This window comes from Nonomuraea sp. H19 (assembly GCF_052068215.1).
GTDB lineage: Bacteria > Actinomycetota > Actinomycetes > Streptosporangiales > Streptosporangiaceae > Nonomuraea.
This window is the reverse complement of the sequence record NZ_JBQHCV010000035.1, coordinates 25,103-48,585: the sequence shown is the minus strand read 5'-3', so window position 1 is coordinate 48,585 and position 23,483 is coordinate 25,103. Positions and strand designations below refer to the sequence as shown.

Annotated in this window: 26 protein-coding genes and 1 tRNA gene; 18 read left to right on the top strand and 9 right to left on the bottom strand. The window is 69.2% G+C overall.

Annotation, left to right across the window (positions count from 1 at the left end):
* Positions 1-159: 159 nt before the first annotated feature.
* Complete coding sequence (locus ACTMTI_RS48590) at positions 160-543, top strand: hypothetical protein (RefSeq protein ID WP_441127673.1); 384 nt, start codon at positions 160-162, stop codon at positions 541-543.
* An 11-nt stretch (positions 544-554) separates the two neighbouring features.
* On the opposite strand, the gene ACTMTI_RS48585 is transcribed toward ACTMTI_RS48590, so the two are convergent.
* On the bottom strand, positions 555-1,049 hold the full coding sequence (locus tag ACTMTI_RS48585; RefSeq protein ID WP_441127672.1) for a DUF523 domain-containing protein: 495 nt from the start codon (positions 1,047-1,049) through the stop codon (positions 555-557).
* 186 nt (positions 1,050-1,235) lie between these two features.
* On the opposite strand from ACTMTI_RS48585, the gene ACTMTI_RS48580 reads away from it, so the two are divergent.
* The 8 genes from ACTMTI_RS48580 (at position 1,236) to ACTMTI_RS48545 (ending at position 5,106) form a co-directional block, all read left to right on the top strand.
* On the top strand, positions 1,236-1,598 hold the full coding sequence (locus ACTMTI_RS48580; protein WP_441127671.1) for a hypothetical protein: 363 nt from the start codon (positions 1,236-1,238) through the stop codon (positions 1,596-1,598).
* Positions 1,599-1,620: 22 nt separating this feature from the next.
* Positions 1,621-2,001: a hypothetical protein gene (locus ACTMTI_RS48575; RefSeq protein ID WP_441127670.1), complete on the top strand. Its 381-nt coding sequence runs from the start codon at positions 1,621-1,623 to the stop codon at positions 1,999-2,001.
* Between the two features lie 29 nt (positions 2,002-2,030).
* Positions 2,031-2,636: an SRPBCC family protein gene (locus tag ACTMTI_RS48570; RefSeq protein WP_441127669.1), complete on the top strand. Its 606-nt coding sequence runs from the start codon at positions 2,031-2,033 to the stop codon at positions 2,634-2,636.
* Positions 2,637-2,807: 171 nt separating this feature from the next.
* The gene (locus ACTMTI_RS48565) at positions 2,808-4,028 is read left to right on the top strand and encodes a CynX/NimT family MFS transporter (RefSeq protein WP_441127713.1); all 1,221 of its coding nucleotides are present in this window, start codon (positions 2,808-2,810) and stop codon (positions 4,026-4,028) included.
* A gap of 71 nt (positions 4,029-4,099) precedes the next feature.
* A complete protein-coding gene (locus ACTMTI_RS48560; protein ID WP_441127668.1) occupies positions 4,100-4,315 on the top strand; it encodes an RNA polymerase subunit sigma-70 in 216 nt (71 codons plus the stop codon).
* Between the two features lie 3 nt (positions 4,316-4,318).
* On the top strand, positions 4,319-4,840 hold the full coding sequence (locus ACTMTI_RS48555; protein WP_441127667.1) for a Clp protease N-terminal domain-containing protein: 522 nt from the start codon (positions 4,319-4,321) through the stop codon (positions 4,838-4,840).
* Positions 4,841-4,872: 32 nt separating this feature from the next.
* Entirely contained in the window at positions 4,873-5,043 is a 171-nt protein-coding gene (locus ACTMTI_RS48550) for a hypothetical protein (RefSeq protein WP_441127666.1), read from the top strand.
* A tRNA-Ala gene (locus ACTMTI_RS48545) sits at positions 5,034-5,106 on the top strand. The genes ACTMTI_RS48550 and ACTMTI_RS48545 overlap by 10 nt, the downstream gene beginning before the upstream one ends.
* Positions 5,107-5,160: 54 nt before the next feature.
* On the opposite strand, the gene dctA is transcribed toward ACTMTI_RS48545, so the two are convergent.
* Positions 5,161-6,471: a C4-dicarboxylate transporter DctA gene (dctA, locus tag ACTMTI_RS48540; protein WP_441127665.1), complete on the bottom strand. Its 1,311-nt coding sequence runs from the start codon at positions 6,469-6,471 to the stop codon at positions 5,161-5,163.
* 189 nt (positions 6,472-6,660) lie between these two features.
* The gene (locus ACTMTI_RS48535; RefSeq protein WP_441127664.1) at positions 6,661-7,155 is read right to left on the bottom strand and encodes an AAA family ATPase; all 495 of its coding nucleotides are present in this window, start codon (positions 7,153-7,155) and stop codon (positions 6,661-6,663) included.
* A gap of 76 nt (positions 7,156-7,231) precedes the next feature.
* Here ACTMTI_RS48535 and ACTMTI_RS48530 point away from each other — a divergent pair, with 76 nt between their 5' ends.
* Positions 7,232-7,675: a GNAT family N-acetyltransferase gene (locus ACTMTI_RS48530; protein WP_441127663.1), complete on the top strand. Its 444-nt coding sequence runs from the start codon at positions 7,232-7,234 to the stop codon at positions 7,673-7,675.
* On the opposite strand, the gene ACTMTI_RS48525 is transcribed toward ACTMTI_RS48530, so the two are convergent.
* Together ACTMTI_RS48525 and ACTMTI_RS48520 are read right to left on the bottom strand one after the other, a co-directional pair.
* Positions 7,672-8,193, bottom strand: coding sequence for a nucleoside-triphosphatase (locus ACTMTI_RS48525; RefSeq protein WP_441127662.1), 522 nt, complete (start codon positions 8,191-8,193; stop codon positions 7,672-7,674). The genes ACTMTI_RS48530 and ACTMTI_RS48525 overlap by 4 nt on opposite strands.
* Positions 8,194-8,214: 21 nt before the next feature.
* Entirely contained in the window at positions 8,215-8,625 is a 411-nt protein-coding gene (locus ACTMTI_RS48520; protein ID WP_441127661.1) for a VOC family protein, read from the bottom strand.
* An 83-nt stretch (positions 8,626-8,708) separates the two neighbouring features.
* On the opposite strand from ACTMTI_RS48520, the gene ACTMTI_RS48515 reads away from it, so the two are divergent.
* Positions 8,709-9,677 (top strand): helix-turn-helix transcriptional regulator, encoded by a 969-nt coding sequence (locus ACTMTI_RS48515; protein ID WP_441127660.1) that lies wholly within the window; start codon positions 8,709-8,711, stop codon positions 9,675-9,677.
* 61 nt (positions 9,678-9,738) lie between these two features.
* On the opposite strand, the gene ACTMTI_RS48510 is transcribed toward ACTMTI_RS48515, so the two are convergent.
* The 3 genes from ACTMTI_RS48510 to pdxR form a co-directional block, all read right to left on the bottom strand.
* Positions 9,739-9,924 (bottom strand): DUF4236 domain-containing protein, encoded by a 186-nt coding sequence (locus ACTMTI_RS48510; RefSeq protein ID WP_441127659.1) that lies wholly within the window; start codon positions 9,922-9,924, stop codon positions 9,739-9,741.
* 63 nt (positions 9,925-9,987) lie between these two features.
* A complete protein-coding gene (locus ACTMTI_RS48505; RefSeq protein WP_441127658.1) occupies positions 9,988-10,191 on the bottom strand; it encodes a DUF4236 domain-containing protein in 204 nt (67 codons plus the stop codon).
* A 20-nt stretch (positions 10,192-10,211) separates the two neighbouring features.
* Positions 10,212-11,723: a MocR-like pyridoxine biosynthesis transcription factor PdxR gene (gene pdxR / locus ACTMTI_RS48500; protein WP_441127657.1), complete on the bottom strand. Its 1,512-nt coding sequence runs from the start codon at positions 11,721-11,723 to the stop codon at positions 10,212-10,214.
* Positions 11,724-11,801: 78 nt separating this feature from the next.
* Here pdxR and ACTMTI_RS48495 point away from each other — a divergent pair, with 78 nt between their 5' ends.
* On the top strand, positions 11,802-12,548 hold the full coding sequence (locus tag ACTMTI_RS48495; protein ID WP_441127656.1) for a metallophosphoesterase: 747 nt from the start codon (positions 11,802-11,804) through the stop codon (positions 12,546-12,548).
* Positions 12,549-12,608: 60 nt separating this feature from the next.
* On the opposite strand, the gene ACTMTI_RS48490 is transcribed toward ACTMTI_RS48495, so the two are convergent.
* Positions 12,609-16,001 (bottom strand): alpha-L-arabinofuranosidase C-terminal domain-containing protein, encoded by a 3,393-nt coding sequence (locus ACTMTI_RS48490; RefSeq protein ID WP_441127655.1) that lies wholly within the window; start codon positions 15,999-16,001, stop codon positions 12,609-12,611.
* A gap of 227 nt (positions 16,002-16,228) precedes the next feature.
* Here ACTMTI_RS48490 and ACTMTI_RS48485 point away from each other — a divergent pair, with 227 nt between their 5' ends.
* The 6 genes from ACTMTI_RS48485 to chvE all read left to right on the top strand — a co-directional run bounded on the left by ACTMTI_RS48485 (position 16,229) and on the right by chvE (position 23,447).
* Positions 16,229-17,221 carry a LacI family DNA-binding transcriptional regulator gene (locus ACTMTI_RS48485; protein ID WP_441127711.1) on the top strand — a complete coding sequence of 331 codons (993 nt, stop codon included), beginning with the start codon at positions 16,229-16,231 and terminating at the stop codon, positions 17,219-17,221.
* A gap of 78 nt (positions 17,222-17,299) precedes the next feature.
* On the top strand, positions 17,300-18,289 hold the full coding sequence (locus ACTMTI_RS48480) for an ABC transporter substrate-binding protein (protein WP_441127654.1): 990 nt from the start codon (positions 17,300-17,302) through the stop codon (positions 18,287-18,289).
* Positions 18,290-18,529: 240 nt separating this feature from the next.
* Positions 18,530-20,041, top strand: coding sequence for a sugar ABC transporter ATP-binding protein (locus tag ACTMTI_RS48475; RefSeq protein ID WP_441127653.1), 1,512 nt, complete (start codon positions 18,530-18,532; stop codon positions 20,039-20,041).
* The gene (locus ACTMTI_RS48470) at positions 20,038-21,147 is read left to right on the top strand and encodes an ABC transporter permease (protein WP_441127652.1); all 1,110 of its coding nucleotides are present in this window, start codon (positions 20,038-20,040) and stop codon (positions 21,145-21,147) included. Before ACTMTI_RS48475 ends, ACTMTI_RS48470 begins: the two co-directional genes overlap by 4 nt.
* Before the next feature lie 4 nt (positions 21,148-21,151).
* On the top strand, positions 21,152-22,147 hold the full coding sequence (gene yjfF, locus ACTMTI_RS48465) for a galactofuranose ABC transporter, permease protein YjfF (protein ID WP_441127651.1): 996 nt from the start codon (positions 21,152-21,154) through the stop codon (positions 22,145-22,147).
* Between the two features lie 190 nt (positions 22,148-22,337).
* On the top strand, positions 22,338-23,447 hold the full coding sequence (chvE, locus tag ACTMTI_RS48460; RefSeq protein ID WP_441127650.1) for a multiple monosaccharide ABC transporter substrate-binding protein: 1,110 nt from the start codon (positions 22,338-22,340) through the stop codon (positions 23,445-23,447).
* The last annotated feature ends 36 nt before the right edge of the window (positions 23,448-23,483 follow it).

Genomic DNA, 23,483 nt, shown 5'->3' with positions numbered 1-23,483 from the left:
CACTCTCTACGACTCGCCAGAAGGTAAGAAAGTTTCCGAAATGAGGACGGCTGGATTTCCCGATGCATCTGTGACGGACGCCGACTACTGCGGACGTGGTAGCGGCGCCGCCTCCTGGGGGACGATGGCTCGGAGCCGCCGCAGTGCGAACGTGGGAGCATGGACGCACTGCGCAAAGCCTTGGGCGGGCTTTCCCTGTTCTACGCGCTGATCTTCAGCTTGGCCGCGCTGCTGCACGCCGGGCTCGTCTTCGGCGCGCTGCGCCAGCCCGTGATCGTCCCGGCCGTGGTCGTGGAGATTCTGTGCGCCGCCGCCATGCTCGCCGGTGCCTTCGGCGCGCTGGCCGGGCGGCGGTGGGCGTGGGACGGGCTGATCTACACGCACACGGCCGCGCTGGCCGGGGTGCTGATGGGGATCCTGGCGGTGGCGCTGCGCCCGGCGGAGCTGGGGAACCCGCTGCTCACCTGGTATCACGGCACGATCGCGGCGGCGCTGGCGGCAGGCCTGTCGGCGGCGTTCTACGTCTCCAGGGCCCGCAGGTAGCCGGCTGCGTTCTACGTCTCCAGGGTCCGCAGGTAATCGGCGGCCTCGGCGACGTGTTCCTCACTGAACACGCGGATGCCGTTTTGCTCCAGCAGCGCCGTCGTGACGCCCTGCCCGGGCGTGCGGCGGCCCTCGAACGTGCCGTCGTAGATCGACAACGCGCCGCACGAAGGGCTGTCCTCCTTCAGCACCGCGAGCCGGATGCCGAACGACCGCGCCACGGCGAGCGCGGACCGCGCGCCCGCCAGGAACTCGGCCGTCACGTCAGAGCCGTCCGTCGCCAGCACGCGGGCGTCCCCGGAGAGCACGGCGGCCCCGCCCGCGCCGCCCTCGATCTCGGCGGCCGGGCGCGGGATCGGCAGCCCGCCCGCCACCTCGGGGCAGTGGGGCACCAGCCGCCCCTCCTCGCGCCAGCCGGCGAGCCAGGCGTCCGAGCTGGTCTTGGCGCCACCGTCGTAGCGCACCCGGCGGCCCATCAGGCAGGCGCTGACGAGGATCCTCTCCACGTCTTCGATCCTACGAGCGCGATCGGCACCAGCGGGACGGCCGCCGGCGCGATGGCGCAGCCGAAAGGGGTGGGCCACGTTCGCTTCGTGAACACCTGCGGCGGCATGGTGCCGGCTGCTGGACGGCATCGAGGGCGGCCTGCCCGAGCGAGGGGGCGACCTCTCCGGGCGATAACCTTTCCCCCGATGAACACCGTCGTCTCCACGATCGTCATCGCCGGCTCGCTGCTGCTCATGCTGGCGAGCCTGATCGTCGCGATCCGCAACCGGCCGATGGGCATGGTGCTGCTGGTCGGCTTCGCCCTGCTCGAGGTGGCCGTGCTGGTGCAGCTCGGGTTCGTGATCGCGGCGGTGGCCGGGGGTGAGGGGCCCGCGGAGAAGGTCACACTGTGGGGCTACCTCGCCGGCGAGGTCGTGATCCCGCCCGCCGGGGTGTTCCTGGCGCTGGCCGAGCGGAGCAGGTGGGGGTCGGCGATCCTGGTGGTGGCCGGGTTCGCGATCGCGGTGATGACCGGCCGGCTGCTGCAGATCTGGCAGGGAGTCGCGTGATGCTCCTCCGAGTGGCGGCCGCGTGACGACCTCCATCGGGACCGGTCCCGGCCGGGCGCTGATCGCCGTCTACGGGCTGTTCTCGCTGGCCGCCGGGGCGCGGGCGGCCGTGCAGATCGCGGGCAAGTTCGACCAGGCGCCGCTGGCGTACTCGCTGTCGGCGTTCGCGGCGCTCGTCTACATCCTGCTCACGGTCGCGCTGTGGCGTGGCGCCCGCCGCCTCGCGCTGGCCGCGCTCGGCATAGAGCTGGCCGGCGTGCTCATCATCGGCACCGCCAGCCTCCTGGACCCCGCTGCCTTCCCCGACGAGACCGTCTGGTCGGCGTACGGCAAGGGCTACCTCTTCATCCCTCTCGTGCTGCCTGTCGTGGGCCTTTACTGGCTGCTGCGGCCCCGGCGTTAGCCTCCGGCGTGCCCGGGCAGGCGGAGCACATGTCAACGATCGAGCACTCAGTAGACGTCGAGGTCCCCGTCAGGGTGGCCTACAACCAATGGACGCAGTTCGAGAGCTTCCCCGAGTTCATGGAGGGCGTGGAGTCGGTCAAGCAGCTCAGCGACACGCGTACCGCCTGGGTAGCGGAGATCGCCGGGGTCCGGCGCGAGTTCGAGGCCGAGATCACCGAGCAGCACCCGGACGAGCGCGTCGCCTGGCGCACCATCGACAAGCCGCACCAGGCCGGGGTGGTGACCTTCCACCGGCTCGACGATGCCAGGACCAGGGTCACGCTGCAGATGGAGTACGCCCCGGAGGGCTTCGTCGAGACCGCGGGCGACTGGCTGCAGCTCGTCCGCATGCGCGTGGCCGGCGACATGAAGCGGTTCAAGCAGTTCATCGAGTCGCGCGGCGGTGAGACGGGCGAGTGGCGCGGCGACGTGCCGGGTCCGCACCAGCGCGGGTCGACGTACGGCGACAGCGACCGTCCCGTGCCGCCCGGCACGGTGGGTGGCACGGACTCCCCGTCCGGGGCCACGCTCCCGCCGCCCGGCCCGGTGCCTCCGGGACACGAGCCGCCGGAGGGTCCGCGCCCGGTCCTGTGACCAGCACGCTCTGACGACACCGGCCCCCCGCGCGCCGCGTTGCGGCTCACGGGGGGCCCGCGTGTCCCTGAGCCACAACCGTGGACGCGGCGGCCAGGAATAAATGCATGTTTCGGTCCTGTTAAGGTGGTGATTCATCCCATGATTTGATGAGTGGAGATTTCCCCCGCAATGAGCGTGCTCGCCCAAGAGTCCAGAGGCAGAACGACAACCCCCCTCGCCTGGCTGCTGGTGCTGGGGATCGTCCTCGCCGCTCTGAACCTCCGCACCGCCGTCACCAGCGTCGGCCCGCTGCTCGACCAGCTCGCCGGCGCGCTCGGCATGACGAGCGTCGGCACCGGCCTGCTCACCACGCTCCCCGTGCTGGCCTTCGCCGGCGTCGGCGCCGTCACCCCTACGCTCGCGCGGCGGGTCGGCGAGCACCGGCTCCTCCTGCTGGCCCTCATCACGCTCGGCGTGGGCCTGCTGGTCAGGTCGCTGGTCGGCTCCGCCCCGGTGTTCCTGCTGAGCAGCGCGGTCGCGCTGTCCGGCGGCGCCGTGGGCAACGTGCTCATCCCGACGCTGATCAAGCGCCACTTCCCGGCCCGTACCGGGGTCATGACCACCGTCTACACCACGGCCCTGGCCACGGGGACCATGCTGGCCGCCGCCGCGACCGTGCCGATCGAGCAGGCGTCGGGGGACTGGCACATCGCGCTCGGCGTGTGGGCCGCCCTGGCCGCCGTCGCCGCCATCCCGTGGCTCGCGCTGCTGCGCAGCGAGCCGGAGCGGGACACCGGCGGCCGGGACGTGGGCATCCGCCGCCTGCTCAGGAGCAGGCTGGCCTGGATGATCGCGATCTACTTCGGCACTCAGTCGATGATCGCTTACATCATGTTCGGCTGGCTCGCCACCATCCTCACCGACGGCGGCTTCAGCACCTCGCAGGCCGGGGTGATCCTCGGCGTGTTCACCGCGCTCAACATCCCCGTCTCGATCGTCGTGCCCATGGTGGCCTCGCGCTTCCGCGACCAGCGTCCCGTCGTGGTGGGCCTGGTCGCGTTCTACACGGCCGGCTTCCTCGGGCTCTGGGCCGGGCCGGCCTCGATGGCCCTGCTGTGGGTGGTGTTCATCGCCGTCGGCATGGGTTCGTTCCCGCTGGCGCTGATGATGCTGGGGCTGCGCACCCGTACGCCGGAGGCCACGGCCGGGCTGTCGGCGTTCGGGCAGAGCGCCGGATACCTCATCGCCGGCGCCGGCCCGCTGCTGGTCGGCGTGCTGCGCCAGCTGACCGGCGGGTGGGCGCTGCCGTACACGCTGATCTTCGGCGTGCTCGTCGCGCAGCTCTTCACCGGCCTGTACGCGGGCCGCGAACGCTACCTCGAGGACGAGCGGCCCGCGAACAAGGGCTAGAGATCGGGTCGAACGGCGCTGCGTGTCAGCACGTGTTGACAAGCGAGTGCTTGTCAGCACATGCTGACACCATGGAAGTCACCGAACTGGCCGAGGCGGCCGCCGATCGCGATCCCGGGGTGGGCCTGGCGGCGGTGGCCGCGCTCAGGACCCTGCTGGAGGAGCTGGAGGCGATGCACGTGTCGAACGCCCGCGCTCAGGGATGGTCGTGGGAGCAGATCGCCGACGCGCTAGGGGTTCGGCGGCAGTCCGCTCATCGCAAGCATGCTCGCAGGACTGGGAGGTAACGCGTGTTCGCCAGGTTCACAGAAGGCGCCCGCCGGGCCGTGGTCAGGGCCGGGATCCTCGCGCTCGACGCCGGGAGGCCCGCGCTCGACGCCGATCTGATGCTGCTGGGGCTGGTCGAGGCGCGGCCGTTCTCGCTCGCGGCGTTCACCGCCTCCGGACGTGATGTGCGCGAACGGGTGGACGCCGGCGACGCGCACTCGCTGCTCGCCACACTGGGGATCGATCTCGACCTCGTGCACCGCCGCACTAGGGCCGGGGCCGACACGTCGGCGGCGTGGCGGCTGCGCCGCTCCCGGCTGCGGCCGCTCCGCGTGACGCTGTACGGGCCGCTGGGGCAGATCCCGCTGGCGATGCACGCCAGGAAGGTGATCGAGGTGGCCATGTGGCGGCCGGGACCTGTCACGGGGGAGGGGCTGCTCTGGGGACTGCTGGCCGACTACTCGAACGGCGCCGCCCGGATCCTTCATGACGCCGGGGTGGACCTGGGTGCGCTGGTGCGCGAGGTCGGCATGCCGGTCCGCTAGACCGCCTGACCACGCAGCCTGAGAGGGCCGAGATGACCGGCGCCGGCGCGTTGTTCATCTCGGCCATCAGCAAGGACAGGCCGGAGCTCTCCGCCAGGCCGATCGAGGCCATGAAGCGGGCGATGTTCTCCGGAGTGCAGCCCTTCGGCGTGACACGGGCGCTCGCGGATTCCTATACACTTGGTGATCGCAAGGGGCTATAGCGCAGTTGGTAGCGCGCCTCCATGGCATGGAGGAGGTCTGGGGTTCGAATCCCCATAGCTCCACTCAAGACGTCGCGCACCTCGGAAGAGGCGCGCGACGCGTACGAGGCGGCGACGTTACGCCGATACGGTCACCGGCTCCCCCTCCTCCGGGCCGATCTCGGCGACCTCCTTGCCGTCCAGGACGTTCGCGGCGCGTTCCTTGTCGATGTCGCCCTCCCATGACGCGATGACCACGGTCGCCACCGAGTTGCCGAGCAGGTTGCCGGCCGCCCTGGCCATGCCCATGAACCAGTCCACCGACAGCACCAGGACCAGGCCCGCGACCGGGATCGCCGGGATCGAGCTGAGCGTGGCGGCGAGCACCACGATGGCCGAACCGGGGATGCCGTGCGCGCCCTTGGAGGTGACCAGTGCGACGAGGAGCACGACCAGCAGGTCCCCCATGGACAGCGGCACGCCGGTGGCCTGCCCGATGAAGACGGCGGCGAGGGTCAGGTAGATCGAGAAGGCGTCCAGGTTGAAGGAGTAGCCGGTCGGGATGACCAGGCCCACCGTGGACTTCTTGATCCCGAGGTGCTCCAGCTTCCGCATGACCTGGGGGAGCACGCTGTCGGACGAGGCGGTGCCCAGCACGATCAGGACCTCCTCACGGAGGTAGCCGATCAGCTTGAAGATGTTGAACCCGGCCAGCTTGATCACGAACCCGAGGATCACCACGACGAAGAGCGCGACCGCGACGTAGAACAGCGCGACGAGCCAGCCCAGCCGGACCAGGGCGTCCCCACCTGAATTGCCCGCGGTGACCGCCACCGCGCCGAGCACGCCCAGCGGGGCCAGCCGGACGATCAGCGCGACGACCTTGAACAGCACCTCGCTGACCGTCTCGATGAACTGCCCTACCGGACGCGCCTTCTCCCCGACCAGCAGCAGCGCGCAGCCGAACAGCACCGCGAACAGCAGCACCTGGAGCACGTTGCCCTCGGCGAAGGCGCCGATCACCGACGAGGGGATGAGCCCGAGAAGGAAGCCGACCGGTCCCCCTTCGGCGAGTTCGGCGGCGTTCTCCTGCTGGGTCGCCAGCTTGCCGGTGTCGAGCGAGGCCGGATCGACGTTCATGCCCGCGCCCGGCTGGAAGACCAGGGCGAGCACCAGGCCGAGCAGCAGCGCGATGGTGGTGATGACCTCGAAGTAGACGATCGTCTTGAGGCCGACCCGGCCTACCCGCTTGAGTTCGCCCGCTCCCGCGATGCCCGCGACCACCACGCAGAACACCAGGGGCGTGATGACCATCTTGATCAGTGTGATGAAGCCGTCGCTGAGCGGTTTGAGCTCGGCGCCGAAGGCCGGGAAGAGCAGGCCCACCACGGCGCCGATGGCGGCTGCGATGAGGACCTGGCCGAACAGAGATGTGACGAACCTGCGCACAGTGCTCCCTATGTCACGCGCCGAGGCCCGCCGCACGCACGCTGAGCGGTGGCCGCTCGAGCGCCATTGCCGATCGGGGGTTATGACGAGATCACGGTAGGTGACTTTCCCGTCGTGGTTAGCACCCTATGTACGGACAAACACGCACTCCAAGGGATGAAACCCATTCGAAACCTCGATAACCGTGAATTAACGCAAACCAGCAACCGGCGCGTCGAACAGGGCCATCTCCGCGGGCGTCGGAGGCTCGAAGAGCGTCGCCCAGTGGTCGAGCATGTCCCGGGTGATCGCGGTCGTCCCCCAGCCGCCGACGGTGTTCCGGCTTTCCAGACGGCGATGCAGCTCCTCCAGCGGCGCCGCGAGATGGCGCAACTCGACGGCAGCACCCAGGGAGCGTGCGCCGAGCCGCATCTCCTCACGTTCGGCCCGCGACCAGAACCCGTACTCCAGGATGACGGTCTGGCCGAGGCGCAGCAGCTCCTGCGCATGCCGCCACAGCAGCTTCTCCAGCCGGTCGCGGGGCTCCACCGCGTGGAGGTCGACGCCGAGGTCCGCCAGCCACTCGTCCGGGCACAACCGGACCGCGGGGATCTCCTCCGCCAGCCGCCTGGCCAGCGTGGTCTTCCCCGAGCGGGGCAGCCCGCACAGCAGGATCAACCGTCCTGGGCGGATCTCGGGCACCACTCCGCCGACTCCTCGATTGAACGCCACGCCTAAGCTCGGGTGCGTCACTCTATGCCGGAATTCAGGAGCCCCATAAGTGGTGTTCATCGCTCAGGAGACGTCGTTCGACGAGGCCGAGCTCTTCGAGCTCTACGACTCGGTCGGCTGGCAGCCGTGGACGCGCGACATCCCCCGCGTCTGCCGGAGCCTGGTCAACTCCCACCTCGTCATCACCGCCAGGGACGAGTCGGGCAAGCTGCTCGGCCTGGCGCGGACGGTGTCCGACGACGAGATCGTCTGCTACGTGCAGGAACTGCTGGTCGACGCCAAGTGCCACGGCCAGGGGGTCGGCCGGCGGCTGCTGGAGCACCTCAAGGAACGCTACGCGCACTGCCGCTACTTCGTGCTCACCACCGACCACGAATCCACCCCGGAAGGGCCCGCGAACCACGCCTTCTATCGGCGCCTCGGCCTGATCGAACACCACGAGCAGGGACTGTCGGCCTTCGGCCTGCGGGTGCGGGATCCGGCGAGCCTCTAGGGCGACAGCAGCCGGCCGAGCGTCGCGGGCAGGTCGTCGCGGTTGTGCGGGGTCACCGTGATCAGCTCGGCCTCGAGACGTGCCTGCAACGCCGGTCGGCTGCGCTGGTGCACGGTGGCCACGATCGGGACGTTGGCGGCGAACAGCGCCTCGCACCGCGGCATGAACGCCGGCGACAGCAGCTCCATCGGCCCGATCTCGTCGATGAGCGCCACCGCGCCCTTCGTGGCCAGCGCCCGGTCCATGGCGGGCAGCGCGACGCGCTCGAACGCCGGCACGTTGACCCCATATTGCCCGATGCGCGGACCGGACACCCACGAGGCGTGAGCCATGACGACCTTCTCGCCGCCGAACTCCTCGACAGTGAAGCCGACCCGGCGGCCGCGCTCGCGCAGCTCGTCGCTGAGGAAGCCGCGGACCGGCACGTCCGCCTTCCGCAGCAGCTCGGCGAGGCGGCGGATCACGGTGGTCTTCCCGGTGCGGGGCGGCGCGGTCAGCAGGATGCGCGGACGGGACACGGATCAAGGATGGCAGACCCGTTACTTCTTGGGCACCCCGTCGGCGAGCACGTCCAGATAGTGCGGGTTGCGCATGATGCCGAGGATGTTGCCGAAGGGATCCACGACGGAGGCGGTGATGAATGTCCCGCCACCCTGGGCGGTGATGGGCTGGTATTCCTTGGCCCCCATGCTGAGCAGCCTGTCCAGGGTGGCCTGCAGGTCGTCCACGTGCCAGTACGTGATCGCGCCCGCCGGTCCGTCGGTCGCGCCCGCCGGGGCGTAGCGGCTGTTGATCAGGCCCAGCTCGTGCTGGTAGTCGCCGATGCGGAACTCGGCGTACCCGCCGGGGACCTCGTAGTACGGCGGGATGCCGAACAGCTCGGCGTACCAGCTCTTCGCCGCCTCCAGGTCGTCCGCGTAGAAGTTCAGCGTGGCGAATCCCCGGAACATGTCGTTGCCCCTTTCGTTGATACAGCAATTCTCCCAGCCAAAGTGCTCACCAATTGAGCACTTTGTTTGCCAGACTTCCAGCCATGCGCGCCGATCGTCTCGTCGCCACACTGTTGCTCATGCAGGCCCGCGGCCGGGTCACCGCCGCCGAGCTGGCCAGGGAGCTGGAGGTGTCCGTGGCCACCGCGCGGCGCGACCTGGAGGCGCTGTCCGCGGCGGGCGTCCCCGTCTACCCGCAGGCCGGGCGCGGTGGGGGCTGGTCGTTGCTGGGCGGTGCCCGTACCGACCTCAGCGGGTTCACCGCGCACGAGGCGCGGGCCCTGTTCCTGCTGGCCGGCCCGGCCGCGGCGGTCGCGCCGGAGGTCAGGTCGGCGCTGCGCAAGCTGCTGCGGGCCCTGCCACAGACGTTCCGGGCCGACGCCGAGGCCGCGGCCGGCGCCGTGGTGATCGACCCCGCCCGCTGGGGCGAGCGCGACCGCGAGCGGCCCGAGCTGGTGGAGCTGCTGCAGAACGCCACCGTACGACGCCGCAAGGTCAGGCTCGGGTACGAGGGCCGCGCCCGTCAGCGCACCACGCGGCTGGTCGAGCCCTGGGGCCTGGTCGACAAGGACGACGTCTGGTATCTCGTGGCCGGGACCGAACGCGGGCAGCGGACATTCCGGGTGGACCGGATCGCCGCGGCCGACGTCACCGAGGAGCCGTTCGAGCCGCCCGCCGGCTTCGAGCTCTCCCAAGCGTGGGAGCGCGTCGTCGAGGAGGTGGAGCAGCGGCGCTCGCTGACCTCCGCGACCGTGCTCATCGCCGCGAGGTTGCTGCCGATCCTGCGCGACCACTTCGGGCGCCACTGCGACGCGGGCGAGGCAGCGGAGGACGGGCGGGTCCGGGTGCGGGTGGCGGCGCCGACGGCGCTGTCGATAGCCGAGCAGCTCGCGGGGTGGGGTGACCGCGTGGAGGTGGTGGAGCCGGACGCGGTCAAGGCCGAGCTGGCCAGGATCGGCGCGGAGCTCGTCCGGCGTTACGGGGCTCAGTGGCCGGCAGGGCCGCCTCTTTGACGGCGCGGGAAGGGGGACGGGCCGGAGGCTTTTCGCCCCCGGCCCGTTCTATCTCAAGCGGTCAGTGACCGCCGAGGGTCTTGCGCCAGTGGAAGCCGCCGGGCAGGTTGACCGACAGCGTACGGCGGCCGTTCGCCGTCCGCGTCACCCGGAACATCCGGTTGCCCCAGCTATGTCCCACGCCGCGGCGGGACAGGTTCAGCCGGAACGGGCCGAACTTGATCGACTTTCGGTAGCTCCAGCTCATCGCATTCCTCCATTGAGATCGCGAGAGCATCCAGCTACCCCGATAAGGCGCGGTATATCGGGTCTAGTAATGCCTGTGGTATTTGCGAGACCCGAACGTCTTGCCTACATGGAAGCCGCCGGGCAGACGGACGGAGACGTGACGGCGGCCGTCGGGAGTCGTCGTGATGTGGAAACGCCGGTTGCCGTAGCTGTGGCCGACGCCGTGTCGCGACAGGTTGATGCGGAACGGTCCCAATTTGATTGACTTTCTGTAGTGCCAGCCCATGATTCTCCTTGCCGTCGCGCTCATGGGGAAGAACGAGCGGGGCGCCCGCCGAGTTCCGCGAGCGTCTTCGCCAGGGCTTCCAACGCGTGCGGGTAGGCGCGTTCGGACGCGGCGGCGTATCCGATGAGCAGGCCTTCCTGTCCGGTGCCGTGCCAGAGAGGGGAGGCGGGGCGCAGTGCGATGCCGCGGCGCTCGCACGCGTCGAGGAGGTCGATTTCGGCGGGGCCGTCATCCGGGAGCAGAAGGAGGGCGCGCAGCCCGGCGGCCACCCCGGGCAGGGTGGCTCCGGGCAGCGCGGCGCCGAGCCTGGCGATCAGCAGTTCGCGGCGCCGCCGGTAGCGCAGGCGGGCGGCGCGGATGTGCCGGTCGTAGTCATGCGTCTCGATCAGCCTGGCCAGCACGAGTTGGCCGAGCACTTCAGTGTGGGCGTCGGCGTGCAGCTTCGCCTCGGTGACCCGGCCGATCAGGGCTTGCGGCACGGCCATCCAGGCCAGGCGCAGGGATGGGGCCAGCGTTTGCGACGTGGTGCCGAAGTACACGACGTGCTCGGGCGCGGTGCCCTGGAACGCGCCGACGGGCTGCCGGTCGTACCGGAACTCCCCGTCGTAGTCGTCCTCGACCACCAGCCCGCCCCCGATCGCCCACTCGCGCAGGACGTGGCGGCGGTGGGGATGGAGGGGGACGCCCATGGGGTACTGGTGAGCGGGCGTGACGATCGCAGCCGCGGTGGCGGAGGCCAGCGTGCCGACCTGCGCGCCCAGCTCGTCCACCGGCAGCGGGACGATCTCGTGCCCGGTGCGGCGGACCACCTCGCGGTAGAAGTCGTGGCCGGGGTCCTCCATGGCGATCGGGCCGTCGATGACGGTGGCGAGGAGATTGAGGGCCTGGACGAAGCCGGTCGTGATCACCATCAGGTCCGGTGTCGTGAGTACGCCGCGGGTCCTGGCGAGGTAGCCGGTGAGCGCCGCTCGGAGCTCGATCCGGCCGCGCGGATCGCATCGGCCGAAGACTCCGGCAGGCGCGGTCGAGAGCACCTGACGGGTGGCACGGAGCCAGGCACGCGTGGGAAAGGCCGACACGTCGGGTTGCCCCGGGCTCAGGTCGTGCAGGGGCGCGGACGGCATGGGAGGAATCGACACTTCAGGCGCGGACGGCGTGCCCGGAATGGTCGGAGCGGGTGCGGCCCTGCCGCGGGGCGTGGCGGGCGCGGATCTGTCGTGGAGCGTAGCCGCTGCGGGCGGGATGGCTGAGGCGTGGCCCCGGGGCGACACGTCGGCCACCTCGGTCGCCGAGCCCGGGCGGGTGGTCAGGTAGCCCTCCGCGACGAGCTGGTCGTACGCGGCGCTCACCGTACCGCGCGCCAGTCCCAGCTCGGCGGCCAGCGCTCGCGTCGAGGGCAGCCGCGTGCCGGGCTGGAGCCGCCCATCCCTGATGGCCTCCCGCAACGAGTCCTCGAGCCCCCGTCGCCGCCCATCGGCGGTGGAGATCTCCAGGTGGAGGTCCACCCCGGAACCGGCCCAATCTTTCGGCACGAAACTGGATCTTACGCATGGGCCGGTATCCCGGCCTACCCTGGGTGAGCTGGCAGAACCGGGAAGGACCCCAAGCGAATGATCGTGATCGCTCACCTGAGTGACATCCACATCGGCGCGACGCCCCGCAGCGTGGATCGCGCCAACGCCGTCATGCGTTACCTGGACGCGCTGCCCCATGATCTCGACGCGGTGCTGGTCACCGGTGACATCGCCGATCACGCGCTGGCAGAGGAGTACGAGGAGGCGCGCAAGCTGCTCAGCTCACGCCATCCCGTCCTGGTCGGCCCCGGCAACCACGACAGGAGAGGGGAGTTCCGCCGGGTCCTGCTCGGCGAGGAGCCGGCGGACGGGCCGATCAACCAGGTCTATCGCAGCGCACAGGCGATCTACGCGATGTGCGACTCGTCCATTCCCGGCCAGGACGCCGGCCACCTGGACGAGGAGACGATCGCCTGGCTCGAGGGCGTGCTGCGGGAGAGCGACCTGCCGGTGTTCGTGGCGTTCCACCACCCGCCGGTGCTCCTGCACAGCCCGATGGCCGACGGCATCAGGCTGCACCGGCACGAGCGCATCGAAGAGCTGGTCGCCGCGTACCCCAACGTGGCCGCCGTGCTGGTCGGCCACGCCCACACGGCGGCCGCCACGACCTTCGCCGGCCGCCCGCTGCTGGTGGGCCCCGGTGTCGTCTCGACGCTGAAGCTGCCGTGGGAGGGCGGCACCACGTTCGACAACTGCGTCGACTTCGACCTGCCGCCGTCGATCGCGTTCCACGTCCTCGACGGCGAAGGCCGGCTGACCACCCACTTCCGCGTGGTCCAGTAGGGGAGCCCGGCCGGGACGCCGCGTCGGGCGGCGTCCCGGCCGGATGGTGCGACGACTACGTCAGCGCTCCCGCAGTTTCACGAACGTCACCGAATGCGCCGGGAAGTCGTAGGTGAAGGCCGAGGCGAAGCCGCTCGCCCGCCACTTCACCGGCGCCACCAGCTCCGGTTCGGCGATCGAGTTGGTGTCCGACGGCGCCCCGGTCAGCGACGTCACCTCGGCGGCCGGCCGGACGCGCGCATCGCCCAGGTCGACGCGGCCGCGCACGGCCGTGTCCTGGGCGTTGACGACCTTGAGCGTCACGGACTTCCCGTCCCTGGAGACCACCTGGTACAGCGGCTCCACCCTGGAGGAGTCCACGAACTCGTGGACCTGCTGCCCGTCCAGCCAGGTGGTGATCTTGCGCCCGCTCACCTGGATCTTGATCCGGTAGTCGCGGCCCGTCTCCACCGTGTGGGCGGAGGTGGCGATCGTGGACTTGCCGCCGTTGACGGCCTTCTCGATGGCGGACTGGGTGTTGTTCCAGCCGCCGAGGTTCCACCAGTAGAAGTTGCCGGTGTCGCGCGCCCCGAACATCACCAGGAAGCCCTCGGCCCCGGCGGTCTTGCGGGCGGTCACCTCCATCGTGTAGTTCGACCAGTCGGCCGAACCCGCCGTGGACCTGGCGTCCTCCACCTCGGCCGTCTGGACGTACGCGCCGTCCTGCACGGCCCAGGTCCCCAGGCCGGGGGTCCACTTGCCGGCCCCCGCCGCGAAGTCGTCCGACAGCAGCGCGGTCCCGTCCGCGGCGGTCACCTTCACGTCGTCGTAGCGGACCTGGGTGCGCCAGGCGCCGAGCCCGACCGCGCCCTTGATGTCCTCCACCGGCCTGGCCTCGCCCTCGAACGAGCTCGGCAGCACCCGGTCGCCGACGTTCGTGGAGAACAGCCGCTGCACGTGGTAGCTGGGCGAGCCGTAGGCCTGGTCGTTGTCGAACCAGATGAGGTCGGGCGCCCAGTCCACGTAGTCGACGTTGGCCAGCAGCGGCGCGTACGAGGTCATCTCCACGACGTCGGAGTTGCGCTCCAGGCCGGTGATGTACGACGCCTCCGCCAGCGCGTTGCCGAAGGTGTTGCCGCGCGAGGCGTACTCGCCCACGAACACCTTCGGACCTTCGCGATCATAGGCGTCGTAGCGGTGGTTGTTGGCCAGGAACCAGTCGGGGTTGTTGTAGTAGTGCTCGTCGACCAGGTCGGCCTTCTGGTCGCGGGCGAACTGCCACATCCGGTCGAACCAGGCGCCCTGCGACGTCTGCCCCGAATTGCTGATGATCTTGATCTTCGGGTACTTGGCCCTGATCGCGTTCGCGAACTTCGGGTAGTTGGTGAAGAACTCGGGATAGATCTCCTCGTTCCCGAGCCCGATGTACTCCAGCCCGAACGGCTTCGGATGCCCGAGCTCCGCCCGCTTCTTGCCCCACTCCGACGTCACGGGACCGTTGGCGAACTCGATCAGGTCGAGCGTGTCCTGCACCCACGTGGCCAGCTTGGCCTCGTCGGTCAGCGGCCGGTTCTCACCGCAGCCGTTGACGCCCACCGACAGCACCGGCAGCGCCTCGGCCCCGATGTCCTCGGCGAACTGGAAATACTCGAAGTAGCCGATGCCGTAGGACTGGTTGTAGCCCCAGAAGTTGAAGTTCGTCGGCCGCTCCTCGACCGGGCCGATCGTCTCTTTCCAGTGGTAGATGCGGCGCCGGTCCTGGTTCACCGAGTAGGGGTCGTACGTGCCGACGTTCGTCACGCACCCGCCCGGGAAGCGCAGGAACCGCGGCTTCAGGTCGGCGATCATCTTCGCCAGGTCCGTCCGCAGGCCGTGCCCCTTGAAGGTGTCGTGCGGGAACAGCGACACCATGTCCAGGTCCGTCCGGCCACCGGGAGCCTGGACGACCAGCCGGCCCGCGTCGGTGGTGCCCGACGACACGAACGACGCCGTGTACTTGGCCCAGCCGCCCGCCTTGACCTGCACGCTCGCCGTGCCGAGCACGGTCGCGCCGGCCTCCACCGTGATCGTCAGCGGGCCGCTCTCGGCGCGCCTGGCCCACAGCGACAGGTCATAGCGCTCGCCGGCCTTGAGCGGGATGCCGCTGTTGAACCCGGCGTTGCTCACCCCCGCTGTGCCGTCGCCGGCGACCTCCAACCGCAGGTAGTTGCGGTTGCCGGCGTTCAGCGGCTGCTCGGAGGAGATCGTCAGCGTCGCGGTCGCGCCCCGCTCGGCCTTGGTCCACGCGGTCAAGCCCGTGTAGGAGGGCTCGTCGGTGCTGTTGAACTCGAACGAGCGGTTCTGCACCAGTTCGGCGTACAGGCCGCCATCGGCGGCGTGGTTGATGTCCTCGTAGAACACCCCGTACAGGTTCGGGCTGACCGCCGTCCCCTTGGCCTTGGTGTCCACGGTGAGCTTGCCGGAGCTGTAGCTCTCGACCCGGAACTTCGCCGCCTCCGTCCCCATGACGAGCTTCCCGTCGCTGATGGCGACGTTCCGGCCGCCCGAGGACACCGTGACCTTGCCGCCGCCGGCGTCCTTGAGCTGGAAGACCGACGCGCTCCCGCTGAGCCGCAGCTGCTCCGTGGCCTGCAGATACTTGCCCGTGGCCAGGTCCTTCAGCGTCACGCCGACGCCGTCTGCCGTGGCCGTGACGGCCAGGCTCGTCATCCCCGGTCGCGCGGAGGCCCGTACGAGTCCTGACCGATCGGCCGACAGGTACGGCAGCGCCGCCGCCCGCAGGGTGAACGGCCCCGGCGGGACCACCGCCGCGCCCTCGCTCGCCTTGATCGCGACGTAGTCGAAGGCAACCCGCATGGACGTGCCGTTCTGCGCCGACAGCGCGAACAACCCGAGCTGCCGGACGTCGAGCCGGGCGGTCATCCTGGCCGCCTGCACCCACGCCGAGCCGTCCCAGTAGGAGGACACGAACTCGTCACCGGTCCGCGCCAGCTTGATGATCTCGCCGGTCGAACCGGAGCGGGCCGCGAAGGACGAGGTGAAGGCGGCGCCGACCTCCGTGGCCGTCTCGATCACCGGCCCGCCGGCGAACCCGACGTGCGCCAGCCCGGCCCGTACGTAGTTGTCCCAGTCCTGCCAGGCCAGCAGGCCCGCGCTCTGGTAGTCCAGCGCGACCGGGGCGCTGAGCTTGGTGACCACCTCGAAATCGCCGCGGGGGACGTCGAGGAGGAAGAGGTTCCTGGCGGTGTTCGTGGCCTGGTGGGTGTCGCCGGTCAGGGTGTCCACGTGCAGCGCGCTCCCGGACACCGACCAGCGGGAGCTGTCCGGCGACAGCACCGTCCAGTCCGGGCCCAGCGTGGCGCCGTCGAACTGGTCGACGACGGCGCCCTCCGGGAGGGGATCCGCCGGCGCGATGGCCGGCGGCGTGACCAGTAAGCCCGCTAAGAGCAGGGCCGACGAGACGATGCGCATCATGAGTGGGGGGCTCCTCAGAATTGTTAGCGTTAACAATTTCGTGAGCGTTAACAGTTGTGATCCGCGCCACGGTAAGGACCGCCTGGGCGCCTCGTCAAGTCGATGTTCGCGTAACCCGACCGTAATGCGGTGGCCCTTGACGAGACCCGTTGTTAACGTTCACAGTCGTGGCCAAGCCAGGAAAGGAGCACGCAGTGGGATCTACCCTGGGGCGCCGTCTGCCGGTCATGGCCGACGTGGCCAAAGAGGCAGGCGTATCGCATCAGACGGTCTCACGCGTGCTCAATGACCACCCGAACGTGCGAAGTGAGACCCGCACCCGGGTGCTCGAAGCGATCGACAAGCTCGGCTACCGCCGAAATCTCGTCGCCCGCGCCCTGGTCACCAAGCGGTCGAGGACGCTCGGCGTGGTGAGCTTCGACACCACGCTGTACGGCCCGGCCAGCACGGTGTACGGCATCGAGCAGGCGGCCAGGTCGGCCGGCTACTTCGTCAGCATCGTCAGCCTCAAATCCATCGACACCAGCGGCGTCCGCGACGCCCTCGACTACCTGACAGACCAGGGCGTTGACGGGGTCGTGGTGGTGGCGCCGCAGCGCTCGGCCGCCCAGGCGCTGAGCGACCTGCCGCTCGGCATCCCCACCGTCGCCGTCGAAGGCGGCGAGGCGGGCGGGGTGTCGGTGGTCTGCGTCGACCAGGTCGCCGGCGGCAGGCTCGCCACCGAGCACCTGCTGTCGCTGGGGCACGAGACGGTCTGGCACATCAGCGGTCCGACCGACTGGCTGGAGGCCGAGGGGCGCGTGGCCGGGTGGCGGGCCGCGCTGGAGCAGGCGGGCCGCGAGGCCCCGCAACCGCTCGCCGGGGACTGGAGTCCGCGCTCGGGATACGAGGCGGGCCGCAGCCTGGCGCGCATGAAGAACGTCACCGCGGTCTTCGTCGCCAACGATCAGATGGCGCTCGGGGTGCTGCGGGCGTTCACCGAGCAGGGGGTGAGGGTGCCCGACCAGGTGAGCGTCGTCGGTTTCGACGACATCCCCGAGTCGGAGTTCTTCTCGCCGCCGCTCACGACCATCAGGCAGGACTTCGACGCGGTCGGCAGACACAGCATCGAGGTGCTCGTACGGCAACTCGAAGGCGGTCCCGAGGAGCGGGAGCGGCTCGTGGTGCCGCCGACGTTCGTGACCAGGGCCAGCACGGCCCGGGCGGCCGAAATCAGATAGGGCCGTACGGCAGCAAGGCAGGCGGCGCCGGCATCCCGCCAGGGGATGTTAGCGTTCACAAAGAAGGGAACCCCCCACGTGTTCAAGAGAATCTCGGCGTTGATGCTCGCCGGGCTCACCGCGATGTCGGTGGCGGCATGCGGCAGCGGCGGCGGTGACACCTCCGCCAACACCGGCGGTGGCGGCGACAGCACGATCACCATGGGCTTCTCGCAGGTCGGCGCGGAGAGCGGCTGGCGTACCGCGAACACCAAGTCCGTCCAGGACGCGGCCAAGAACGCGGGCATCACGCTCAAGTTCTCCGACGCCCAGCAGAAGCAGGAGAACCAGATCAAGGCCATCCGCTCCTACATCCAGCAGAAGGTGGACGTCATCGCCTTCTCGCCGGTGGTGGAGTCGGGCTGGGACACGGTGCTCAAGGAGGCACAGAACGCGAAGATCCCGGTCATCCTGACCGACCGCGCCGTGGACTCCAAGGACACCTCCCTTTACAAGACCTTCCTCGGCTCGGACTTCGTGGAGGAGGGGCGCAAGGCCGGTAAGTGGCTGGTGGAGGAGTACAAGAGCGCAGCCGACCCGGTGAACATCGTCGAGTTGCAGGGCACGACGGGCTCCGCGCCGGCCAACGACCGCAAGGCCGGGTTCCAGGAGATCATCGGAGCCGACCCCAAGTTCAAGATCATCGCTTCGCAGACCGGCGACTTCACCAGGGCCAAGGGCAAGGAGGTCATGGAGGCCTTCCTGAAGTCCAACCCGGACATCGACGTGCTCTACGCGCACAATGACGACATGGGTCTGGGCGCGATCGAGGCCATCGAGGGTGCCGGCAAGGTGCCCGGCAAGGACATCAAGATCATCACTGTCGACGCCGTCAAGGACGGCATGCAGGCGCTCGCCGACGGGAAGATCAACTACATCGTCGAGTGCTCGCCGCTGCTCGGCCCGCAGCTCATGGACCTGGCCAAGAAGGTCGTCAAGGGCGAGCAGGTGCCGGCCCGCGTGGTGACCGAGGAGACCGTGTTCACCCAGGAGCAGGCCAAGCAGGTCCTGTCCACCCGCCAGTACTGAGTCGAGGCGCCGGACCGGCTCACGGCCGGCCCGGTGCTCCCATTCCAGCGACCGGCCGCCGCACACCGCGACCCCGCCGTCCCCCTGACGGCCCTTTCCGAGGAGCCCCCCGCGGCGGCCCTGCGGCGGCCGGCGCAGCAGCACAGGAGCACGGCCGTCTGGACGGCGGAGTGAAGGAAGCGTAGTGACGAGGCAGGGCGGTGGATCCCCGGAGTGAGGCATGAAGACGAAAGGGGCGACATGGCTGTACCCGCGCCGGTCCTGACGATGAGCGGGATCGGCAAACAATTTCCCGGGGTCAAGGCCCTGGACGGCGTGGACCTGCGGCTGCTGCCCGGCGAGGTGCACGCGCTCATGGGAGAGAACGGCGCGGGCAAGTCCACCCTGATCAAGGTGCTCACCGGCGTCCACCCCGCCGACGCGGGCACCATCGAGCTGGGCGGCGCCTCGGTCGGGTTCGCCAGCCCGCTGGAGGCGCAGCACGCCGGCATCAGCACGGTCTACCAGGAGGTCAACCTCTGTTCGAACCTCTCGGTGGCCGAGAACATCTTCATCGGCCGCGAGCCGCGCCGGTTCGGGCGCATCGACTGGAAGCGGATGCGGGCCAGGGCGGCTGAGCTGCTGTCCCGGCTGGAGCTGAGCGTGGACGTGTCCGCGCCGCTGTCGACGTACTCGCTGGCCATCCAGCAGATGGTGGCCATCGCGCGGGCGATCGACATCGACGCCCGCGTGCTGATCCTCGACGAGCCCACCTCCAGCCTGGACGCGGACGAGGTCGAGCAGCTCTTCAGGGTGATGAGGCGGCTCAAGGAGGAGGGCATCGCCATCCTCTTCGTCTCGCACTTTCTCGACCAGATCTACGAAATTTCGGATCGTATGACGATCCTTCGTAACGGCCGGCTCGTCGGCGAGTACCTCACCCGCGAGCTCAGCCAGGTCGAGCTCGTCGCCAAGATGATCGGCCAGGAGCTGGCCGCCCTCGAACGCCTGCACGGCGAGGCCAAGGTCTTCGACCGGCCCCTGGTCGAGGCGCGCGAGCTGGGCCGCGCCGGGGCCATCCAGCCGTTCAGCCTGACCATTCACGAGGGCGAGGTCGTCGGCCTGGCCGGACTGCTCGGCTCCGGACGTACGGAGGTCGCCAGGCTGCTGTTCGGCGCCGACCACGCCGGCACCGGCGAGATCGCGATCGGCGGGTCGCCGGCGTCGCTCCGCACGCCGCGCGTGGCCATGACCCACAAGATCGCGTTCTGCTCGGAGAACCGCAAGGCCGACGGGCTCATCCCCGACCTGACCGTGCGCGAGAACATCATCCTGGCCCTGCAGGCCACCAGAGGCTGGACCAGGCCGGTGCCGCGCGAGCAGCAGGACGAGCTGGTCGGCAAGTACATCAAGGCCCTGAAGATCAGCCCGCCCAACCCCGAGCACCTCGTACGCAACCTCAGCGGCGGCAACCAGCAGAAGGTCCTGCTGGCCAGGTGGCTCATCCTGGAGCCCAGGCTGCTCATCCTCGACGAGCCCACCCGGGGCATCGACGTGGGCGCCAAGACCGAGATCCAGCGGCTGGTGGCCGAGCTCTCCGACGGCGGCATGGCGGTGCTGTTCATCTCCGCCGAGCTGGAGGAGGTGCTGCGGCTCAGCCACAAGGTCGAGGTGCTGCGCGACCGGCGGCTGGTGGCCGAGCTGCCCAACGACGACTCGCTGACGACGGACGTGCTCATGGAAACGATCGCGAGCGGAGGCCGTACCTCATGAGACGGCTCCTCTGGCCGGTGGTGGTCCTCGTGCTGCTGCTGGCGCTCAACGTGTTCTTCACCCCCAGCTTCTTCTCGATCCAGCTCAGGGACGGCCACCTGTACGGCAGCCTGATCGACATCCTCAGGTTCGGCGCGCCGCTGATCCTCGTGTCGCTCGGCATGACGCTGGTCATCGCCACCGGCGGCATCGACCTGTCGGTCGGCTCGGTGGTGGCGATCTCCGGCGCGCTGGCGTGCCTGCAGATCAGCCAGGACGCGAGCATGTTCACCGCCGTGGCGCTGGCGCTCGCGCTGTGCGTGGTGATGGGTGCCTGGAACGGGTTCCTGGTCGCCGGCGTCGGCATCCAGCCGATCATCGCCACGCTCATCCTCATGGTGGCCGGGCGCGGCCTGGCCCAGCTCATCACCGACGGGCAGATCATCACCGTCAACAGCCCGGCGTACAAGGTGATCGGCGGCGGCTACTGGCTGACCGTGCCGTTCGGCATCCTGATCGTGCTCGCCGTGCTGGCGATCACCGCGTTCCTCACCCGGCGGCTGGCGCTGGGCATGCTGATCGAGTCCGTCGGCGGCAACGCCGAGGCCAGCAGGCTCGCGGGGATCCGCGCGCGCGGGATCATCATCATGGTGTACGCGTTCGCCGCCCTGTGCGCAGGCGTCGCCGGACTGATGATCAGCTCCAACGTCTCCAGCGCCGACGGCAACAACGCCGGCCTGTGGATCGAGCTGGACGCCATCCTGGCCGTCGTGATCGGCGGCACGTCGCTGTCCGGCGGCCGGTTCTCGCTCGGCGGGACCGTGCTGGGCGCGCTGATCATCCAGACACTGACCACGACGATCTACTCGATCGGCGTGCCGCCGGAGACCACGCTGCTGTTCAAGGCGCTGGTCGTGACGGCCGTCTGCCTCATCCAGTCGCCGTCCTTCCGCGCGAAGGCGTTCGGCCGGCGCCGGCGCACGGCGCAGCCCAGCCCCGCCCCTGAGGAGAAGGTGCAGGTGCGCGCGGGAGTGCCGTCGCCTGGAGGAGGAGCGGCGGGAGCGGAGCGACCAGAGCGACGGGGGAAGGCGACGGCATATGGCGACCAAGCCCGCCGAACGGAGTGAGGCCATGAGCACGAATATGACCACGATGACGGTGGGCCGGGCCACGATCCCGGCCAAATACCTTCCGGTCCTGGTGACCGGCTGCCTGTTCGTCGCCATGTTCGCGGTGGGCGGGATCCGCTACGAGGGATTCGCCAGCGGGCAGGTCATCCTCAACGTCTTCATCGACAACGGGTTCCTGCTGGTGGTGGCGGTCGGGATGACGTTCGTGATCCTGACCGGGGGCATCGACCTGTCGGTGGGGTCGGTGGTGGCGCTGTCCACGATGATCTCGGCGAGCCTGATGGCCGGGCCGGGGTGGCCGCCGTACCTGGTGGTGCCGCTGGTGCTGCTCATCGGGTCCGGCCTGGGGCTGGTGATGGGCTATATCGTGCACGCCTTCGACATCCAGCCGTTCATCGTGACGCTGGCCGGCATGTTCCTGGCCCGGGGGCTGTGCTACACGATCGGAACCGAATCCATCCCGATCGAGGATCCGACGTTCACGGCGTTCGCGCAGACGCGGATCGACCTGTTCGCGGATCTGTGGATCTCACCGAGCGTGATCATCGCGGTGGTGGTCGTGCTGGTGGCGGCGTACGTGTTGCATTACACGCGCCTGGGCCGCTCTGTTTACGCCACCGGCGGCAGCGAGCAGTCGGCGCTGCTGATGGGACTGCCCGTGGGGCGGACGAAAATCGCGGTCTACACGATCAGCGGGTTCTGCTCGGCGCTGGGCGGAGTGCTGCTGTCGTTCTACATGCTGTCCGGCTACGGGTTGCACGCCGTGGGCATGGAGCTGGACGCGATCGCCGCGGTCGTCATCGGCGGCACGCTGCTGACCGGCGGAAACGGTTTCCTGTTCGGCACCGTGCTCGGAGTGCTCGTGCTGGGGCTGATCCAGACGATCATCAGCTTCGAGGGGACGCTCAGCTCGTGGTGGACCAAGATTTTCATCGGATTGTTGCTTTTCGTCTTCATCTTGCTGCAGCGCCTGTTCTCGGCCCGATCCCGGCGCTGACCTGCGGGAAAGTTACCTGAAAGTTTCCATGAGGTTATGACCGGGCGTTGACACAGTCTTTGTTAACGATAACAATCGGCGAGAAGTGAACGCGAATTATGTTCTGATTCGTAACGTTCTGTGATCAATCCCCTCACTCTACCGGCAGCAGCCGCAGCGCTGCCGCGACCCCCATCCAAGGAGATACACAATGAGGTTGGGACGAATCGGGGGCGTGGTGTCCGTCATCGCGCTCGCCGCGACCATGACGGCTTGCGGCTCCAGCCAGAAGACGGTCGACGCCGAGGCCTCCACCTCCGCGTCCGCCGGCACCGCCGGCGCCCTGGTCGGCGTGACCATGCCCACGAAGTCGTCGGAGCGCTGGATCCACGACGGTGACAACGTCAAGCAGCAGCTCGAGAAGCTGGGCTACAAGGTCGACCTCCAGTACGCCGAGAACGACATCCCCACTCAGGCGAACCAGATCGAGAACCAGATCACCAAGGGCGCCAAGCTCCTGATCATCGCCTCGATCGACGGCACCGCGATCACCTCGCAGCTGCAGCAGGCCGCCGACAACAAGATCCCGGTCATCGCCTACGACCGGCTCATCCGCAACAGCCCGAACGTCGACTACTACGCCACGTTCGACAACTTCAAGGTCGGCGTCCAGCAGGCCACCTCGCTGCTGAAGGGCCTCGGCGTCGAGGGCGGCAAGAAGGGCCCGTTCAACGTCGAGCTGTTCGGCGGATCGCCCGACGACAACAACGCCACGTTCTTCTGGAACGGCGCCATGTCGGTGCTCAAGCCGAAGATCGACGACGGCACGCTGGTGGTCAAGAGCGGCCAGACCGACTTCAAGCAGGCCGCCATCCTGCGGTGGGACCCCGCCACGGCGCAGAAGCGCATGGAGGACATCCTCACCAAGACCTACACCGGTGGCACCAAGGTCGACGGCGTGCTCTCTCCGTACGACGGCCTGTCCATCGGCATCCTCTCGGCGCTGAAGAGCTCCGGCTACGGCAAGCCGTACCCGATCGTGACCGGTCAGGACGCCGAGCTCCAGTCGGTCAAGTCGATCATCGCCGATGAGCAGTACTCCACCATCTTCAAGGACACCCGCAAACTCGCGGAGCAGACCGTGAAGATGGCCGACGCCGTGCTCAAGGGCCAGAAGCCCGAGGTCAACAACGAGAAGGACTACGACAACGGCAACAAGGTCGTCCCGTCGTACCTGCTCGACCCGGTGATCGTCGACAAGGACAACTACAAGGAAGTCATCATCGGCGGCAACTACTACACCGAGGACCAGCTCAAGTAGGGATTCCAGGCCCGGGGACCGGTCCCCGGGCCTTTT